This window comes from Bacillus sp. 3G2, assembly GCF_044324725.1.
Lineage (GTDB): Bacteria > Bacillota > Bacilli > Bacillales > Bacillaceae_G > Bacillus_A > Bacillus_A mobilis.
The window spans coordinates 3,296,457-3,313,239 of sequence record NZ_CP172246.1 but is presented as its reverse complement, the minus strand read 5'-3'; the positions used below and the strand labels follow the sequence as shown (position 1 = coordinate 3,313,239).

Annotated in this window: 9 protein-coding genes; 7 read left to right on the top strand and 2 right to left on the bottom strand. The window is 37.6% G+C overall.

Annotated features, from left to right (window positions below; genetic code table 11):
- Positions 1–18 precede the first annotated feature (18 nt).
- Complete coding sequence (gene dhaS, locus ACHZK0_RS16990) at positions 19–1,503, bottom strand: aldehyde dehydrogenase DhaS (protein ID WP_061678475.1); 1,485 nt, start codon at positions 1,501–1,503, stop codon at positions 19–21.
- Positions 1,504–1,776: 273 nt separating this feature from the next.
- On the opposite strand from dhaS, the gene ACHZK0_RS16985 reads away from it, so the two are divergent.
- From ACHZK0_RS16985 to ACHZK0_RS16960, 6 genes are all read left to right on the top strand, one after another.
- A complete protein-coding gene (locus tag ACHZK0_RS16985; RefSeq protein WP_000656242.1) occupies positions 1,777–2,055 on the top strand; it encodes a YhdT family protein in 279 nt (92 codons plus the stop codon).
- 3 nt (positions 2,056–2,058) lie between these two features.
- Positions 2,059–3,498 (top strand): sodium/pantothenate symporter, encoded by a 1,440-nt coding sequence (gene panF / locus ACHZK0_RS16980; RefSeq protein WP_073515856.1) that lies wholly within the window; start codon positions 2,059–2,061, stop codon positions 3,496–3,498.
- 119 nt (positions 3,499–3,617) lie between these two features.
- Complete coding sequence (locus ACHZK0_RS16975; RefSeq protein WP_262741596.1) at positions 3,618–4,550, top strand: nucleoside hydrolase; 933 nt, start codon at positions 3,618–3,620, stop codon at positions 4,548–4,550.
- A 115-nt stretch (positions 4,551–4,665) separates the two neighbouring features.
- Positions 4,666–5,775 (top strand): serine hydrolase, encoded by a 1,110-nt coding sequence (locus ACHZK0_RS16970; protein WP_270342935.1) that lies wholly within the window; start codon positions 4,666–4,668, stop codon positions 5,773–5,775.
- Positions 5,776–5,996: 221 nt separating this feature from the next.
- The gene (argH, locus tag ACHZK0_RS16965) at positions 5,997–7,505 is read left to right on the top strand and encodes an argininosuccinate lyase (protein WP_262741598.1); all 1,509 of its coding nucleotides are present in this window, start codon (positions 5,997–5,999) and stop codon (positions 7,503–7,505) included.
- 66 nt (positions 7,506–7,571) lie between these two features.
- Positions 7,572–8,405 (top strand): GNAT family N-acetyltransferase, encoded by an 834-nt coding sequence (locus ACHZK0_RS16960; protein WP_262741599.1) that lies wholly within the window; start codon positions 7,572–7,574, stop codon positions 8,403–8,405.
- A 34-nt stretch (positions 8,406–8,439) separates the two neighbouring features.
- Here the strand turns inward: ACHZK0_RS16960 and ACHZK0_RS16955 are convergent, their stop codons facing one another.
- Positions 8,440–9,189, bottom strand: a complete 750-nt coding sequence (locus ACHZK0_RS16955; protein WP_262741600.1) for a (S)-benzoin forming benzil reductase — start codon at positions 9,187–9,189, stop codon at positions 8,440–8,442.
- A 116-nt stretch (positions 9,190–9,305) separates the two neighbouring features.
- On the opposite strand from ACHZK0_RS16955, the gene ACHZK0_RS16950 reads away from it, so the two are divergent.
- Positions 9,306–16,778 carry a hypothetical protein gene (locus ACHZK0_RS16950; RefSeq protein WP_395760732.1) on the top strand — a complete coding sequence of 2,491 codons (7,473 nt, stop codon included), beginning with the start codon at positions 9,306–9,308 and terminating at the stop codon, positions 16,776–16,778.
- The last annotated feature ends 5 nt before the right edge of the window (positions 16,779–16,783 follow it).

The window sequence follows — 16,783 nt, the reverse complement described above, 5'->3', positions numbered from 1 at the left end:
AGGTCAGGGTCTTTTTCGTTAGTTCAAGTTGAGCCAAACACTCTTCACTTCTGTATAGTTATTTAATGCGTAAGATCCCATTTCACGGCCAAGACCGGATTGTTTAAATCCTCCAAATGGAGATGCTGCATCAAAGACGTTATAACAGTTTACCCATACAGTACCAGCGCGCACTTTACTTGCAACATAGTGTGCTGTTTTAACATTTTCTGTCCACACACCAGCCGCTAAGCCGAATTGTGATTTATTTGCACGTTCAATTACTTCATCAATATCGTTAAAAGGTATTGCAGAAATAACTGGACCGAAAATTTCTTCTTTTGCGATCGTCATTTCGTCATTTACGTCAGCGAATACTGTAGGAGAAACGAAGTAGCCTTGATCGAATGGATTACTTCCTCCGCAAAGTACTTCAGCGCCTTCTTCAATCCCTTTTTCAATGAAGCCCATTACACGTTTTTGTTGTTCTTCAGAAACGAGAGGACCGATTGTAGTTTCTGGACTTAGACCAGCGCCTTGATTTAATTTTTTAGAATAAAGGACGAGATCAGCCATGACATTATCATACATTTTCTTTGGAACAAATAAGCGTGATCCAGCAGAGCATACTTGTCCTTGGTTAAACATAACACCAGAAAGTGCACCAGGAATCGCGCGAGATAAGTCGGCGTCTGGTAAAATAATGTTCGGTGATTTACCGCCAAGCTCTAAAGTAACACGTTTTAATGATTCAGAAGCTTGTCGCATAATTTGTTTACCGACTGGCGTAGAGCCAGTAAATGCAATTTTATCAACGAGTGGATGATTAACAAGAGCTTGTCCAGCTGATTCACCGAATCCAGGAACGATATTAATAACGCCTTTCGGGAATCCAGCTTCTTCAATTAATTCAGCTAAGTATAGAGCGGATAGTGGAGTTTGTTCTGCAGGTTTTAAAACGATTGTACATCCTGTAGCAAGCGCTGCTCCCATTTTCCACATTGCCATAAGAAGTGGGAAGTTCCAAGGAATAATTTGACCGACGACACCAACAGCCTCATGGCGTGTATAGTTAAAGTAATCACCGGAAACAGGAATTGTTTGACCAACGATTTTCGTAGCCCAGCCAGCATAATAGCGCATATGTTCAATTGCAAGTGGTATGTCTGCTGCCATTGTTTCACGGATTGGCTTTCCGTTATCTAATGTTTCGAGCTGTGCAAGCTCTTCTTTATGTTCTTCCATTAAATCAGCTAACTTGTACATAAGACGGCTTCGCTCAGCAGTGCTCATGCGAGACCAAGGACCTTCGTCAAAAGCCATGCGAGCTGCAACAACAGCTTTATGAATATCTTCGCGACCAGCCTCAGAAACGACGGCAAGTGTTTCGCCGGTTGCTGGGTTAGGTGTTTTAAATGTTTTTCCGGAAGCGCTTTCAATGAAAGATCCATTCACATATAACTTTTTTGTACCTTGAAGAAACTTTTCTACCTTTTCATGAAGATTTACAGCTAGTTGACTCATTGTATAACCCCCTTGAAAATATAATGTAAACGCAGTACGAGACGGCGTTTATTCCGAAATCAAGGATGTGGGAACTAGATGGAAAGCCTCTAATTTAAATCATAATTAACAAATACTGAAAATTCAAATTTCATTTGTGTTACAATTGTAAAAAATATGTAATGTAAGAGAATCTTCTATATGAATTTAAAAAATCCTGCTTGTTTTTGCTTTCTAGTAGGAAAAACTAGAAGAACAATGGTACAATAATACATCGTGAGAGGAGGGAGAAAAATGAAGGATTATCATGATGATCCACGCTTTCGAATCGCCCATAGAGAAGCGTTAATTGGTCTTGGACTTGCTATTATCAATTTTATAATATGGTACGGATTTGCTTATGGGCTTGGTAGTAAAAATCCAAGTGAATATACATATGTATTCGGTTTTCCAGCATGGTTTTTTTATAGCTGTATCGTTGGATTTGTCGTTATGGTTATTTTACTTAGTTTAGTTGTTCGTTTTGTATTTCAAGATATTTCACTCGATGAGGAAGAAAAAAGTGAGGAATAATAGATGAATTGGTATGTAATCATTCCAATGATAATTTCATTTATCGTTGTATTTTTAATTGGTGTATATGCTTCAAGACGCGTACAAGCGACTGCTAATAATAAATTTTTACAAGAATATTTTCTTGGTGGTCGTGAACTTGGCGGTTTATTATTAGCGATGACAATGATTGCTACGTACGGTAGTGCTAGTAGCTTTATTGGTGGTCCAGGTATTGCGTACAATATGGGCCTCGGATGGGTATTATTATCTGCGATTCAAGTTGTAACAGGGTATATCGTTTTAACGGTTATCGGTAAAAAGTTTGCAATTATCGCTAGGAAGATGGAAGCCATTACGCTTATCGATTATTTAAAGGGAAGATACAATAATAAAGCAGTTGTTATACTTTCTGCGTTATGTATTATTATCTTTTTATTTTCAGCAACAGTAGCTCAATGGGTCGGCGGTGGCCGATTAATTGAGTCGCTAACGGGTCTATCTTATACAACAGCACTATTTCTATTTACTTTTTCAGTACTTGTGTACGTATTAATTGGTGGATTTCGTGCAGTTGCTTTATCAGATACGTTATTAGGAATCATTATGTTAGTTGGAACGACAATCATTTTAATTGCTACTGTCATTGCTGGTGGTGGAATTGAAAAGATTATGCAGGAACTTGTTCAAATCAATCCGAATTTAATTACACCGTTCGGAGCGGATGGTAGTTTAACGAAATCATACGTAACATCATTTTGGATTTTAATTGGAATTGGCGTTGTTGGATTACCGCAAATTAGCGTGCGTGCTATGTCTTATAAAAATTCAAAAGCTATGCATCAAGCATTAATAATTGGAACGGTTGTTGTAGGTACAATTATGATTGGTATGCATTTAACAGGTGTATTTGCACGAGTCGTACTTCCGGGTATAACGGTACCGGATAAAGTCATGCCGCTACTCGCGATGGAAGTGTTGCCACCCTGGTTAGCCGGTGTTTTCTTAGCTGCGCCAATGGCAGCAATTATGTCTACAGTAAACTCGTTATTGTTACTTGTAAGTTCATCAATTATTAAAGACATATACGTGAATTACATAAATAAAGATGCAGCAGACAGTACGATCAGAAAAGGAAGTTTGTGGATTACGGGTATCGTAGGGCTGCTCGTTTATGCAGCAGCTATTAAACCACCAGATTTTTTAATATGGTTAAATTTATTTTCTTTCGGTGGATTAGAAGCAGCATTCATTTGGCCAATCGTATTGGGGCTATATTGGAGAAAAGGAAATGCAACAGGAGCGCTTGCCTCTATTTTAGTTGGGGTAGGTTCATATATGTGTATTCACCTTTTCTATCCAAATCCGTTCGGTATACATACAGTTGTCTTCCCAATTTGTTTTGCATTTATCGCTTATATCATTGGAAGTATGAGTGCTGTGAAGAAAAACAGTATAGGTTAGAGGAAGAACGTAGTCCTTATAGAGGACTGCGTTTTTTTATGTGAATTTATTCTTTTTTATTCTGTATATGTAAGGTTATTCATAAATTAATAACAATTGAGGGGATGGAGTTGAGGTCGATGAAAAAAGTATTATTTTTGGGAGACCCGGGAATTGATGACTCTTTAGCCATCATGTATGGAATTATGCATCCTGATATTGATATTGTTGGTGTTGTAACCGGATATGGAAATGTAACGCAAGAAAAGGCGACAAGTAATGCAGCATATTTGCTGCAAATGGCAGGGCGAGAGGATATACCTGTTATTAATGGTGCGAAAATCCCTTTATCCGGAGATGTTACAACGTATTATCCAGAAATTCATGGGGCAGATGGATTAGGGCCAATTAAACCACCAAAAGCTTTTGCGCCAAATATAAAATCTTTTTGTGCTTTTTTTGATATTCTTGAAAAGTATAAAGGAGAATTAATCATTGTGGATGCTGGTAGATCAACGACACTAGCAACAGCATTTATTTTAGAAAAGCCGATGATGAAATATGTGAAAGAGTATTATATAATGGGAGGTGCTTTTTTAATGCCTGGCAATGTGACACCAGTCGCAGAGGCGAATTTTCATGGTGATCCGATTGCGTCACAATTAGTTATGCAAAATGCCAAGAATGTGACATTAGTACCACTTAACGTTACGTCTGAAGCGATTATTACGCCAGAAATGGTGAAATATATTACGAAACATTCTAAAACGAATTTTAATAAATTAATTGAACCAATATTTACGTATTATTATAAAGCGTATAAAAAGTTAAATCCAAAAATAACAGGTAGCCCAGTACATGACGTCGTTACAATGATGGTCGCGGCGAATCCGTCCCTTTTAGATTATGTATATCGCCGAGTCGATATAGATACAGTTGGAATTGCGAAGGGGGAAAGTATTGCTGATTTCCGTCCTCAACCTGACTCAAAAGCTTTAAAGAATTGGGTGCGAATTGGTTGGTCGTTACATTATAAAAAATTTCTTGAAGACTTCGTGAAAATTATGACGTAGACATAATAGGAGAATACAAGTTAAAATAATGGAGACGGTTATTTAAATAACCGTCTCCATTATTTTGTTTTTTAGATAAATAGAGAAGAGTTACACAATAGGAGAGGAATTTTACTTGAAAAAAACTATAGTATGCGCAGTAATTGTGGGTATTTTCGTTTTGCTAATATCGGGTAATTTTTTAGTGAAAAAAGTGTGGAGTTCAAATAATGATGATGCGCAGTATATCGCATCATTTATTGAAGAACATAAAGATGAAAAAAATAGTGCACTTCTAGTAAAGAGAAATGATAAAGTTGTTTATTCTGTAAATCCAAATGTTGTATTGCCAGTTGCTAGTACGATGAAATTAATCGTGGCGCTTGAATATACGAAACAAGTTACAGAAGGGAAAATTGACCCGTCTAGTTTTGTTTCCATTAATGACCTGAATCGTTATTACGTACCGAATACAGATGGTGGTGCACAAGATAGATGGCAAAAGTATTTGCAAAAGACAGACAAGATAACAGAAGGAGCAGTTTCTTTAGAAGAAGTGGCAAGAGGAATGGTCAAATTTAGTTCGAATGCGAATGCTGAATATTTAATGGAAGTGTTAGGATTAGATAATATTAATCGGAATTTACAAAGTTTATCACTTCCAGCACATCAGCCGCTATTTCCGATTGTTTCATCTTTATACATCCCTGGATATTTGCATAAAGAACTACATGTTCCGAAATATAAAATAGAGAAAAAGTTAAAAGAAATGTCTCAAGAGCAATATCGTGAATATGCGATGATTATTCATGAACGCTTAAAAAAGAAGGGACCATTATTACAGAAGGAAATTCCTCTTTATTTAGAGGAACGTTACGATAAAATTTGGTCAGATCGATTACCAGCAGCTTCTGCAAATGATTATATGGTACTGCTTCAAAAGGCAAATCATAAAGGTGGCCTAACAGACGCAGAAGAAAAAGTGTGGGCGAATATCGTTGAAACTGATATGAGTGCTAAGAAATACCGTAAAACATTTAGACATGCAGGGCAAAAAAATGGCTATACGCCATGGACAGTTACAAAAGCAGTTTATGCGATGGATAAACGCGGGAACTGTACAGAAATTGTGTTCTTAGCAAATAATTTAAATGAGGACGACAGTGCGGAAATACGAAAACATTTAGCGAACTTACATTTCCAAGTGTTGCAAAGTGATAAGTATGATGCGACTTTTATTAAGTAAACTCGGTGCAGAGGGCGCCGAGTTTATTTTTATCCCACTTTAATGGGCAGTAAGACCTCCACCTCAAAATTCAGCGAAAGCAAAAAATTAAGATGGGGGATCAACTGCCCATAAAAGTCCGATTGGTGAGGGCTGATTAAAGTTTCAATTTATGTGCAAGCACTTTTTTTCTATCTCTGGGTATGATGGGTAGTAATACTTAGGTGAGAGGGGAAAAGGTGATGAAACAAAGTAAAGAAGAGTTTATAAAGAGTGAAGGCGCTGATTTCCCTGGGAAAACATATGTCGATTGTGTATTACAACATGTATTTCATTTTCAGCGAGATTACTTATTAAAAGATATGTTTCAAGTGCATAAAGCGCATATTGCAATGCTGACGGAAGAGAATTTAATGAAAAAGGAAGAAGCTAAAGTTATATTACATGCACTAAAAAAGATAGAGGGAATTCCAAAAGATCAATTGCTATATACAGAACAGCATGAAGATCTCTTTTTTTTAGTGGAACATTTAATTTTCCAAGAAGCGAAATGCGATTTTGTAAGTAATATGCATATTGGTAGAAGTAGAAATGATATGGGTGTAACGATGTATCGCATGAGTTTAAGGCGGTATGTACTACGATTAATGGAGCATCATTTGTTATTGCAAGAAAGTATATTGCAACTTGCCTATGATCACAAGGAAACGATTATGCCAGCTTATACACATACACAACCAGCACAGCCAACAACATTTGGTCATTATATGTTAGCGATTTATGATACGATGCAAAGAGATTTAGAACGAATGAAACGAACGTACAAACTTTTAAATCAATCTCCAATGGGAGCTGCGGCTCTTTCTACAACAAGTTTTCCGATTAAACGAGAGCGAGTTGCCAATTTACTTGGGTTTACTAATGTAATTGAGAACTCATATGATGCTGTTGCTGGAGCGGATTATTTATTAGAAGTTAGCTCGTTACTTATGGTAATTATGACGAATACGAGCAGATGGATTCATGACTTCTTACTATTAGCGACGAAGGAATATGATGGTATTACTGTTGCGAAGCCATATGTACAAATTAGTAGTATTATGCCGCAAAAGCGAAATCCAGTTTCAATTGAGCATGCGCGTGCAATTACGAGTAGCGCTTTAGGAGAAGCATTTACAGTATTTCAAATGATCCATAATACGCCATTTGGTGATATTGTCGATACGGAAGATGACTTGCAGCCGTATTTATATAAAGGAATTGAAAAGACCATTCGTGTTTTTTGTATTATGAATGCAGTGATTCGAACGATGAAAGTAGAAGAAGAAACGTTGAAAAGTCGTTCTTATAAACATGCAATTACGATAACTGATTTCGCAGATGTTTTAACAAAAAACTATGACATTCCATTTCGGCAGGCACATCATGCAGCGAGTGCTATTGCGAAAATGTCATTGGATCAACAAAAGGAGCTACATGAATTACATTTAAAAGATGTAAATATATACTTACAAGAAAACTTTAAAATATATTTATTAGAAAAAGAGTGGGAAGAGATTGTATCGCCAGAAGCTTTTATTCAAAAAAGAAATGTATATGGTGGACCGAGTAAAAAAGAAATGGAGCGCATGATTAAAAATCGAAAAGAGACATTTCAAAATGAAGAAGAGCTATTTGAAAGGGAAAAACAAGAAATTTTACAAGCTGAAAATGATTTGAATACGTTAGCTTTGAACATTATTGAATCGTAAAAGAAGGATTTAGAGAATTAATCGCCAATACTTTATGAAACTATAAATAGAGAGAAGAGATTGTCGATGATTCAATTACATGTATATGAAGAGATTCTTACTTTTAAAGAAGAAGTTATGCCATTTTTGGAAAAGAATGAGCAGGAAAATAATCTCATATTAGGTGTATTACAAATGATCCAACAACCGATATTTATGGGGGTAGTAAAACAAGAGGAAGAAATTGCAGTTGTATTTCTTCAAACAGAAGAGAAGAAACAAATCATTGTTGCTACGTCTGAAATTGCGGAAGAGGACATCGTGGAACTTGCAAAGGAACTAACGAAAGTATATCCAAATGTTCCTGGATTAATTGGTAATAAGAAAGTTGTACAGAGATTAGCGGAAGAGATTGCGGCGATAGAAAATAAGAAAACGAATGTTGCAATGGAGCAAGGTATATATGAATTAAAGCAAGTACAGAAAAAGTGGAACGGAGATGGAATCTTTCGAGAAGTAAGTAGTGAGGAGCTACCATTAATAGAACAGTGGATATATCAATTTTGCGAAGATGTGAAGCTTCCTACTACGAAAGAAGAAGCGAAACAAACCGCCCATACATTAATTACTAATCGTCGTCTTTTTGGTCTAGAAGTAGACGGGAAACTTGTTTCTGTAGCTGCAAAAACGAGACCAACTACAAATAATATAACAGTTAATTTCGTATATACGCCGAAAGAAGAACGGAAAAAAGGGTACGCATCTAGTTGTGTCGCTGCACTTAGTCAACGTATGTTAGACGAAGGTTACAAAACAACGACTTTATATACGGATCTAGCAAATCCGACATCAAATAAAATTTACCAAGAGATTGGTTATGAACAAATTGCGGAATCTGTACTTATATTTTTAGAGAAATAAAATGAAAGGCACGCTATTAGAGCGTGCCTTTTTGTTATTCATCAATTCGAATTACTTCACCTTGCGGGAAATTCTCAGTTTCTAGTAAGCTACGAATTGCTTTCGCAACGTATTCAGGTGATAGTAGTTTTCCTTCTTCTTTTAGTGTGATGAAGCGATCTAAATGTATGAAGTCTTCTTTATTTGTTTCACGAATTTGTGCTTGCATACTTGTATCAACAACACCAGGTGCAAATGCGACGATTTTTACCGGATATTCTTTTTCTGCTTCTTCGGTTGCTACGCACTGTGTAAACATATTTACACCAGCTTTCGTCGTACAATAAGCGCCCCAGCCAAAGTAAGGATTTTTTCCTGCACCAGATGAAATGTTAATAACGCGTTTATCTACTTTCCAGTCTTTCGTATGTTTCATGAAAGTGGAGGTAAGAATCATAGGTGCAAGTAAATTAATTTGAACGTTCGTAATGAGCAGTTCGCTTTCAGCTTTTTCTATTGGTTTCATTGGTGCGAGTGTACCAGCGTTATTAATTAAATGAATAGAGGATACAGTGTCTTCTGGAATAGATGAAATGATTTCGTTAAAGTTCGTTTCTAAATTATGTACATCTTGAAGATCTAAGGAGTGGAAAATACAATTGCTGTTATATTGCTCTGCGAGTTTCGTAAGTTCTTTATTTTCTCTTCTAGAAATAGAGATGATACTCGTGTTTTCTTCTAACAATTGCGCAGCAATTGCTTCACCTAAACCTTGTGAAGTTCCTGTTACGATAACATAACGCATAGTGTAGTAAGCTCCTCTCGTATGTGCGGAATTTTGTTGGACAAAGTACATTGCATAGTTTGTCTACATTTTATAGTATAGAGCACTTTTTACTATAATTGAAATGAGATGATTGTGTGCCTTTTATAAATCGTTTTACAACAACAGTACCTGGTGCCGTCACGTTCACTGGGAATACGCTGGGACTTAGTCCTACATCACCTGCACCAGGTAATATTTTTGGTACACTTGCTGTGTTTACGACAGTAAATACAGCGTTGCAAGTACCAGGATTCCCAGCAGGGACAACAGATGAGTGGCAATTGAATTCTTCAAGTGCAATTTTAAATCTTCCAGCGGGAAGCAGTGTGTTATATGCAGAATTAGTTTGGGCTGGTACTTTCCGGACTGATACGGAAGATGTTTTACCTTTTTTAAATGATAACATTACATTTACAACGCCAGCAGGGACGTTTTCTGTTACGCCAGATCCTGCTACCGCGCAACAAGGTTCAGTAGGAAACCAATTTTATTACGCTCGCTCTGCTAATGTAACGAATCTTGTTAGTGCAGGTGGGGCAGGAACTTATACAACGGGTGCAGTGCCAGCCGCAAGAACTTCATCTGATCCAACTATCAGTCGTTCGGCTGGTTGGACACTTGAGGTTGTTTATCAAAATGCAAGTTTGCCACTTCGGAATTTGTCAGTTTATGCAGGTCAAGAAATTATCGATGCTTCATCACCACCGGTTGATGCTACTATTTCAGGATTTGCTACCCCAGCCACAGGAGTTGTAACAGGACGAGTGCTCGTAACTGCTCAAGAAGGTGATTCTAACATTGTTGGAGATCAACTTCGCTTTGGACCGAATGCAAATGCTACAGTTGCATTATCCGGCCCGAGAAACCCTGCTAATAATTTCTTTCAGTCACAAATTTGTAACGACATTGGGGAGTTAGATACAACTGGAACGTTTGGAGATTTGAATCAGCCATTAGGGATAGCTTTAGCGGTCCGAAGGCAAGGGTGGGATATTACAAATGTAAATGCCTCTGCATCATTAGTAAACAATCAAACGTCAGCAACGGTTCGATTCGTTACAAATGGAGATGGATACGCTGCAGCTGGTTTTGGGGTTCAAATTGATGCAACGGGGCCAATTATTAATCCTGCTAAATCGGTCAATAGAACAGTTGCAGGAGTTGGGGATATTCTTACCTACACAATTACAGTTCCTAATACAGGTACGGGAAGTGCAGAAAATGTTATATTACAAGACAGTATTCCGAACGGAACGACGTTTGTTACAGGTAGTGTAACAGTAGGGGGAGTAACACAGCCAAATGCGAACCCTGCTAATGGAATTAATTTAGGCACAATTCCAAATAATACGCAAAGAGTTGTTACATTTCAAGTGCGAATAACATCGTTCCCAAACCCAAATCCTATTTCAAATCGTGCAATGGTCTCATATCAATTCCGTCCTTTTGTCGGTAGTCCACCTATTACTAGTATGTCTTCTTCAAATACAGTACAAACGACAGTGAATCAAGCAACTATAAGTATGCAAAAATCTGTAGATTTACAGACCGCAACACTTAATGATGTATTAACATACACGATTAATGTGACGAATAATGGAAATGTCACTGCAAATAATGTTGTTTTTGTTGATAGTATCCCTGGTGGAACAACATTTGTTCCGAATAGTGTTACAGTGAATGGAGTAGCACGTCCAGGAGCGAATCCAGCAAGTAGTATTAATCTAGGAAGTATTAATGCTTCGCAAACGACTGTAGTGCGTTTTCAAGTTCGAGTAACATCTAATCCACTTGTTAATCCAATTCCGAACCGTGCGAGTACGACATTTAACTTTACGCCAGTACCTGGTCAACAACCAGTTTCAGGGCAAGCGACAAGTAATACTGTAGTTACTACTATTAATATAGCTGATATAAGAACGAGAAAAACAGTGGATAGAGCTTTTGCGACAGTGAATGACGTTCTTACGTACACTGTTACAATTGAAAATATAGGGAATGTACTGGCGACGAATGTTATTTTTCAAGATCCAATCCCAATTGGAACGACTTTTATCGCAAATAGTGTAACTGTAGATGGGGTTTCACAACCTGGAGCAAATCCTTCGACTGGGTTTGCGGTAGCAAATATTTCTCCAGGTGGAAGTAGGACAGTGCGTTTTCAAGTCCGAGTGACATCTACGCCATCAGGAGGTACAATTGCGAATCGCGGAAATGTATCTGCTAATTTCGTCGTTAAACCGAATCAACCACCGATAACGATTAATAGACAAACGAATACAGTTGTGACACAAGTGAATACAGGCGGTTTAAATGTAATAAAAGAAGTGAATACAACGCAAGCAGCAGTCGGTGACACTTTAACGTACACGATTGCCGTCCAAAATACAGGAAACGTTCCATTAACAAATGTATTTTTCCAAGACCCTATTCCTTCTGCTGTTTCATTTGTTGCAAATTCTGTAACAATTAATGGAGTACCGCAAAGTGGATTGAGTCCAAATACAGGATTTTCTCTTCCGAATATTTCTGCGGCTCAAACCGTTGTAGTCACATTTGACGTATTAATTGTACAGGATCCAGAAAATGAAGATATTTTAAATCAAGCAAATGTAACAGCGAGTTTTCAGGTGAATCCGAGTGAACCACCAGTAACAATCAATGTTCCGAGTAATGTTGTGAATACAACAGTACAATCAGGGAACTTTGAAGTTGTGAAATCAGTGAACACGGATGTTGCAACAGTAGGGGATGTTTTAGTATATACAATCGAAATTATAAATGCAGGTAGTGTACCAGCTACAAATGTATTTTTCCAAGATTCAATTCCACAAGGGACATTATTTATTGAAAATAGTGTAGTTGTTAATGGTGTTTTACAAGAAGGGGCAGATCCAGAACTTGGATTCCCATTAAATAATTTGCCTACTGGCACGAGTGCAATTGTTACGTTTGAAGTATTAATTGATGAAATTCCCCAAGGAAATAATGTCGTAAATAATGCGAATGTAACTGGAGATTTCCTTGTAAATCCAACAGAGCCACCAATTACTGTAACAGTACCAAGTAATACTGTTATGACAGTGGTGAATTCTTCAGGGTTAAATGTAATGAAGAGTGTAAGCGCTACTGAAGCAGGAGTAGGAGATACGTTAACGTATACAGTTCGTATACAAAATAGTGGAACGGTAGCAGCGACAAATGTGTCATTCCTTGATCCAATTCCATCAGGAACCACTTTTGTAGTGAATAGTGTAACAATAAACGGGATATCTCAACCTGGTTTAAACCCAATAACTGGATTTTCACTTGCTAATATTCCAGTAGGAGGGATGGTAACAGTTACTTTTCAAGTGACGATCACGAGTGTACCACCAAATAGAGTTCTTCCGAATAATGCGAATGTAACTGCGGATTTCCAAGTAAGTCCTCTCCAGCCACCAATTACAATTGTAACGATTAGTAATATTGTTGTGACGCGAGTAAATGTGGGATCACTTAATGTAATGAAGAGTGTAAATACACCACAAGCAGGAGTAGGAGATACGTTAACGTATACGATTCTTATTCAAAATACAGGAACTGTTCCTGCAACGAATATTATTTTTCAAGATCCAATTCCGTCGGGTACTGCGTTTGTAGCAAATAGTGTGACGATAAATGGAGTTGTTCAACAAGGTGCGAATCCTATGGCAGGATTCCCAGTACCGAATATTCCGGTCGGACAAACGGCTACGATTACGTTTCAAGTTACAGTGACGAGTGTTCCGAGCGGTGGAAATATAAGAAACCAATCGAACGTTACTGCAAGTTTTCTTATAAATCCTGCAAACCCTCCAATAACGACTGTTACGAATAGTAACTTTGTAGTGACGCAAGTAAATACAGCTCGATTAAATATACAAAAATCTTCATCTGTACAACAAGCTGCACTTGGAGAAACTTACACGTATTCTATAGTCATTAGAAATAATGGAACGGTAACAGCGACGAATGTGTCATTCCTTGATCCAATTGCTCTAGAAACAACTTTTGTAGTAAATAGTGTAACGATAAATGGAACGCCTCAACCTGGATTTGATCCAAATATAGGTTTTACGCTTCCTAATATCGCTGCTGGAACAGCATTGACTGTAACGTTCCAAGTAACAGTAGTTGCGCCATCCACACGAGGAGCTGTACTAAACACGGCATCTGCTACAGCTACTTTTTTATTAAATCCTTTACAGCCCCCTGTAACAACGACGAATACAAGTAATACGACAGTAGTTACAATACCATTACCTCCTCCTGGTGAAGTAACACCAATAAAAACAGTAAATGTTGCCGCTGGAGCTGTTGGAGATGTATTAACGTATACAGTGCTAATAACGAATGTAGGAATTATTCCTGTTACAGATGTACTTTTTCAAGATGTCATTCCGGAAGGGACAACGTTTGTTGACAATAGTGTAACGATAGGTGGAATACAGCAACTTGGATTAAATCCAGAAATAGGCTTTACAGTTAGTCCATTATTAAATGCTGGAGCGAGTATTTCTGTAACGTTCCAAGTGACGATTACGGAAATTCCAGATAATGAAGTGATATTAAATGATGCTGACGTTACGTTTACTTCACAACCGAATCCGCAAGAACCGCCAATTACACAAACAATATTAACAAATTTAGTTGTTACGACCATCAATGTAGCGTCTATCTTCCCGTTAAAATTAGTAGATAAAGAGGCGGCGACGGTTGGGGAAATATTAACTTATGATGTCCTAATTTTTAACTTTGGAACAGTGCCGGCAACGAATGTTCAATTTCTTGATTCAAGTACGAGTGGTGTAGCATTTGTACCAGGAAGTGTGAGTATAAACGGCGTCCCGGAACCTGGATTAGATCCGTTTATAGGCTTTACAGTTCCCGATATACCTGTAGATGATTTTGTGCTTGTCACATATCAAGAGATGGTAACGAGTATTCCTCAAGGGGGGACAGTTGTAAACTTTGTAGATGTTACGGCTACATTTGCTGTAAGTGAAACAGAGCCGCCTATTACTGAGACAACGACAAGTAACACGACATTAACAGAAATAAATGAATCTGGTTTGAATGTTTTAAAATCAGTAAGTCAACCAATCGTTGCAGTAGGCGATACAATCACTTATACAACAGTAGTTCAAAATACGGGAACAGTGATAGCGACGAATGTTCAATATAGTGATGTATTACCATCCTCTATAACATTCGTACCGAATAGTGTAACGATAAACGGTGTGTTACAGCCTGGATTAGACCCTAATACTGGCTTCTCACTTCCGGATATAACTCCAGGTGGAAGTGTAGAAGTCACATTCCAAGTAACAGTTGTTAGTGTTCCATCAAACGGAACGATTGCTAATACAGCGAATGTTATGGGAAGCTTTATATTAGTACCAGGAGAACCACCAGTTATAGTGAATCAGCCAAGTAACACAACACTTACAACTGTAAATAGAGGACGATTAAATGTTATTAAACAAGTAAATAAAGCAGCTACTCTCGTTGGAGATGTATTAACGTATACGGTTCAAATAACGAATACAGGAACAGTACCAGCTAATAATGTACAGTTTATTGACACGATTTCAGCAGGAGCGTCATTTGTACCAAGTAGCGTAACGATAAATGGAACCCCGCAACCAAATTTAAATCCGATTACTGGCTTTGGAGTTGGAGATATACTCGTTGGTGAAACGGTTATAGTGACGTTTCAAGCAACGGTTACAAATATCCCATCATCAGGAACAATTACGAACGTTGCAAATATAACGGGAAGTTTTACTTTAGTACCAGGAGAGCCACCAGTTGTAGTAACGGAACCGAGTAATACGACAATCACAAGGGTAAATAGAGGTAGATTTAACGTTATTAAATCAGCAAATAAAGAAGCAACACGGTTAGGGGATACGTTAACTTATAGTGTGCAAGTTACAAATACAGGAACGGTAACTGCGACAAATGTACAGTTTATTGATATTCCATCGCCTGATTTAGAATTCGTTCCAGGAAGTGTACAAATAAATGGGATTCCACAAATAGGTTTAGATCCTTTTGTAGGCTTTTCATTACCGAATCTTGCGGTTGGAAATAGCGTATTAATAACGTTCGAGGTAACTGTAATCGCAATTCCACCTTCTAATAGTATTATGAATACAGCAAGAGTAACTGGTGATTTCGAATTGATTCCAGGAGAACCACCGTTCACAATTACAAACTCAAGTAATACGACAGTCACACCAGTAAATAGAGGTAGTTTAGATATGCTGAAAGAAGTAGATCATCCAATTGTTGGAGTAGGAGAAACAGTAACGTATACTGTTCGTATATTAAATACAGGTACTGCTGATGCGATGAATGTTCAGTTTATAGATGTGTTATCTCAGGAAGCTGAATTTGTTCCAAATAGTGTAACGATAAATGGAGTTCCGCAGCCGGGGTTAAATCCGCAGGTTGGATTTACGATACCAGATATTCCGGTTGGTGAGACTGTACTTGTAACGTATGAAGCTACGATTACAAGTTTTCCGGATGGTGGTACAGTAGTAAACGTTGCTGGAGCGTTAGCAGAGTATATTTTAGTACCAGGAGAGCCGCCAATTACGGTAATGGACACGAGTAATACTGTTATTGTAACGGTAAATACTGCAATTTTATTTGTTGCAAAAGGAGCGGATTTTGAAGTAGCGATGGTAGGAGATGTTGTCACTTATGGAATTGCTGTTATTAATGACAGTACAGTTCCTGTGACGAATATTGTTTTAACAGATATCATTGATCCGAATACGTTATTTATAAATGGCACAGTAACAGTAAATGATGTACCTCTTCCATTTGCTAATCCGAATACTGGTATTCCGTTAGGTGATTTTCAGCCAAATGATGCAGCAATTATTAATTTCCAAGTTGTAATAACAGGAGGGCAAATAAATAATCTAGTTACAAATACTGCTACAGCGAATGGGTTTGCAACTGTGAATCCAAATGAACCGCCTGTAGTAGTTGAAGCTGATAGTAACACAGTTGTTATCCCGTTTATTACTCAAAATGTTTCAACGACAGTCGTAAAAACGGCAGATCATCAAACAGCAACGATAGGCGATATTATTACGTTTACGACAGTTATTACGAATACGGGGGATACTGTCATACAAAATATTCGTTTTCAAGATATGTTAGATAGTAGTGTTCGATTTGTTCTTGGAAGTGTAACGGTTGATAATACGCCAGTGCCAAATGTAAACCCAGTATCAGGATTTCTTATAGGAAGTTTAAATCCAGGTGAAGCACGGACAGTTTCGTTCCAAGTAGTAGTTCAGAGCGCGCCAAGTGGTTCAGGGAATTATATTAATCAAGCGAGTATCCGTTTCGAACACCAAGTAGGTACAGTGTTACCACCTGTTACACAAATAATAGAAAGTAATATTGTTGTCATACCGTTCGTCCCAACAATCGAACAGATTTGTGAAACAAACTTTAATTGCTTAGATATAATTCCATTTCAATGTTCTCCGTGTAATCAGTTGCACGGGCATAAAAAATAAAACAA

Bases quoted from the DNA above. Each gene is read 5' to 3' on its own strand.
- dhaS (WP_061678475.1), bottom strand. From the start codon at position 1,503: ATGAGTCAACTAGCTGTAAATCTTCATGAAAAGGTAGAAAAGTTTCTT.
- ACHZK0_RS16975 (WP_262741596.1), top strand. From the start codon at position 3,618: ATGAAAAAAGTATTATTTTTGGGAGACCCGGGAATTGATGACTCTTTA.
- ACHZK0_RS16955 (WP_262741600.1), bottom strand. From the start codon at position 9,189: ATGCGTTATGTTATCGTAACAGGAACTTCACAAGGTTTAGGTGAAGCA.
- ACHZK0_RS16985 (WP_000656242.1), top strand. From the start codon at position 1,777: ATGAAGGATTATCATGATGATCCACGCTTTCGAATCGCCCATAGAGAA.
- argH (WP_262741598.1), top strand. From the start codon at position 5,997: ATGAAACAAAGTAAAGAAGAGTTTATAAAGAGTGAAGGCGCTGATTTC.
- panF (WP_073515856.1), top strand. From the start codon at position 2,059: ATGAATTGGTATGTAATCATTCCAATGATAATTTCATTTATCGTTGTA.
- ACHZK0_RS16960 (WP_262741599.1), top strand. From the start codon at position 7,572: ATGATTCAATTACATGTATATGAAGAGATTCTTACTTTTAAAGAAGAA.